General features: G+C 63.3%; 3 protein-coding genes. 2 read left to right on the top strand and 1 reads right to left on the bottom strand.

The window, feature by feature from the left end; all coding sequences use genetic code 11:
- Window positions 1-85 precede the first annotated feature (85 nt).
- Window positions 86-1,165, bottom strand: coding sequence for an IS630 family transposase (locus RMO25_RS08265; RefSeq protein ID WP_309662129.1), 1,080 nt, complete (start codon window positions 1,163-1,165; stop codon window positions 86-88).
- Between the two features lie 167 nt (window positions 1,166-1,332).
- Here RMO25_RS08265 and RMO25_RS08260 point away from each other — a divergent pair, with 167 nt between their 5' ends.
- Window positions 1,333-1,773: a cytochrome c gene (locus RMO25_RS08260; protein ID WP_309662128.1), complete on the top strand. Its 441-nt coding sequence runs from the start codon at window positions 1,333-1,335 to the stop codon at window positions 1,771-1,773.
- Between the two features lie 270 nt (window positions 1,774-2,043).
- The coding region (locus RMO25_RS08255; RefSeq protein WP_309662127.1) for a hypothetical protein at window positions 2,044-2,249 on the top strand (206 nt) is incomplete at its 3' end.

Below are 2,249 nucleotides of genomic sequence, written 5' to 3'. Positions count from 1 at the left end.
ATCGTCGTCAACAGCTCATCGCCCTATAAGACGCTCACCGAATGGCTCGATACCGCGCGCGCCAAGCCCGGCGAGCTGTCCCACGCTAGTGGATCGACTCTAACGTTTGCTTCCCTCGTTTGACAGCGGCGAGGACGTGGGTTGGCTTTGCGGTCCAGACGAAGGGTTTGGGATCGGCGTTTGTCTCGGCGACGAAGCGGTCGATGGCGGCCTTGAGATCGTCGACCGAGCGGAACACGCCGCGCTTGAGGCGGCGCCGGGTGAGTTTGGCGAAGAAGCCCTCGACGGCATTGAGCCATGACGCCGAGGTGGGCGTGAAGTGGAAGGTCCAGCGCGGATGCCGGGCGAGCCATTGGCGCACCTTCGGATGCTTGTGGGTGGCATAGTTGTCGACGATGGCGTGGATCGCCTTTCGGGCCGGCACCTGCGCCTCGACGGTGTCGAGGAAGCGGATGAACTCTTGGTGCCGATGGCGCTGCATGTTGCGGCCGATGACGGTGCCGTCGAGCACGTTGAGGGCCGCGAACAATGTCGTCGTGCCGTTGCGTTTGTAGTCATGCGTCATGGTCCCGGCGCGGCCGGGCTTCATCGGCAGACCCGGCTGGGTGCGGTCGAGCGCCTGGATTTGGCTCTTCTCGTCGACCGAGAGCACGACGGCATGGTCGGGCGGATCGACGTAGAGGCCGACGACATCCTTGAGCTTCGCGGCGAAGTTCGGGTCGTTCGACAGCTTGAACGTGCGGATGCGGTGCGGCGCGATCCGGTGAGCTTCCAGGATGCGTTGCACCGAACGCAAGCTGATGCCCGCCGCCTGCGCCAGCATCCGGCCCGTCCAATGGGTTGTTTCCCCTGGCGGCGGCCCAAGCGCCAGATCGACGACCCGCTGCACGGTGTCGGGCGCAAGCGGCGGCTTGCCGGGCTTGCGCGTCTTGTCGCGCAGCAACCCATCGACACCTTCCGCCATGAACCGGGCCTGCCATCGCCACACCACCGGCTTCGATTTGCCCGAGCGGCGCATGATCTCGGCGGTGCCGCAGCCGTCGGCGGTGGCGAGGACGATGTGGGCGCGCCACACATGCTTCTGCGGCGCGCCGCGGTCCGCCACGATCGCCTCAAGCCGGCGGCGGTCGCCGCGCGTGACGGTAACGACAATTCCTGCTCTCATGCCGAGAGCTTGAACCGCTTCGGACGATTTGGGAATCGCCCGAATGAATCAGACCACTAGGTCGCTCGGATTAAGGGACACCATAGGGTGTTTCATACAGACCGCCCCGTGGCTCCTGAGGTTCCGACCGAGATGGGCCGCGCGACCAAAAACGAGGGAAAGTCGTAATGAAACGCATCGTTCTCGCCGCAGCTCTTGCCGCGCTCGGCGTGACTGCCGTGCTGGCTCAGAGCAACCCGATCGCCGCCCGCAAGGCGCTGATGAAGGGGAACAACGACAACGCCAGCAATCTGGTGAAGATGACACGCGGCGAACAACCATACGACGCGGCCAAGGTGAACGCGGCGTTCGCGCAATGGGCAGACACGGCCCAGAAACTTCCCAGCCTGTTCCCGGATAATTCGAAGGAAGGCGACCAGACCAGGGCCACCGCGAAGATCTGGGAGACCCGCAGCGATTTCGACGCAAAGGTTGCAGCCTTCGCCAAAGCCGTGGCGGACAACCGCGACAAGGCCAAGAATGTCGACGACCTCAAGATCGCCCTTGGCGCCGTGGGAAAAGCATGCGACGGCTGCCACGAGCAATATCGCAAGCCTGCGCAGCGCTGATCGGCCCCGCAAGATTGCTCTGATTCTCTGTCAGATTGGCCTTGATGCCTGCGGACCGGGTTTGCTCAGCAAAATTGGCTCATTGCAGCCAAAGGAGAATCGCCCGTATGCTGTGACCGCGCGACGGAAGGGCAGCATTTTGGGGACGTCGCGCCAACCTTCCTCTGGACATCATCACCCTGGCCCGTCTGCGAAAGCTGGTCATGCATGACGCTACAGGCACCTGCGATCATTGACGTGCGCGCAAGCGGGATTGACTCGACGTCCGAAGTGGCGAGGTGGCTGCGCGGCATTGGCGTGCGGCAGGTGCGCATCGCTTGCGGCCTCGTCATGTTCTCGTACATTTTCTCGCATTTTTTCAATCACGCGCTCGGCAACATCTCCTACGCCACCATGGACGCGTGGTTGTGGTTCCACATCTGGTGGTGGCGAATTCCCATCGTCAATTTCACGCTGTACGCCGCGGCTGCGACGCA

This window comes from Sphingomonas sp. (assembly GCF_031361285.1).
Lineage (GTDB): Bacteria > Pseudomonadota > Alphaproteobacteria > Sphingomonadales > Sphingomonadaceae > Sphingomicrobium.
The sequence above is the reverse complement of the archived record's forward strand: the minus strand, read 5'-3'. Positions and strand labels throughout refer to the sequence as shown.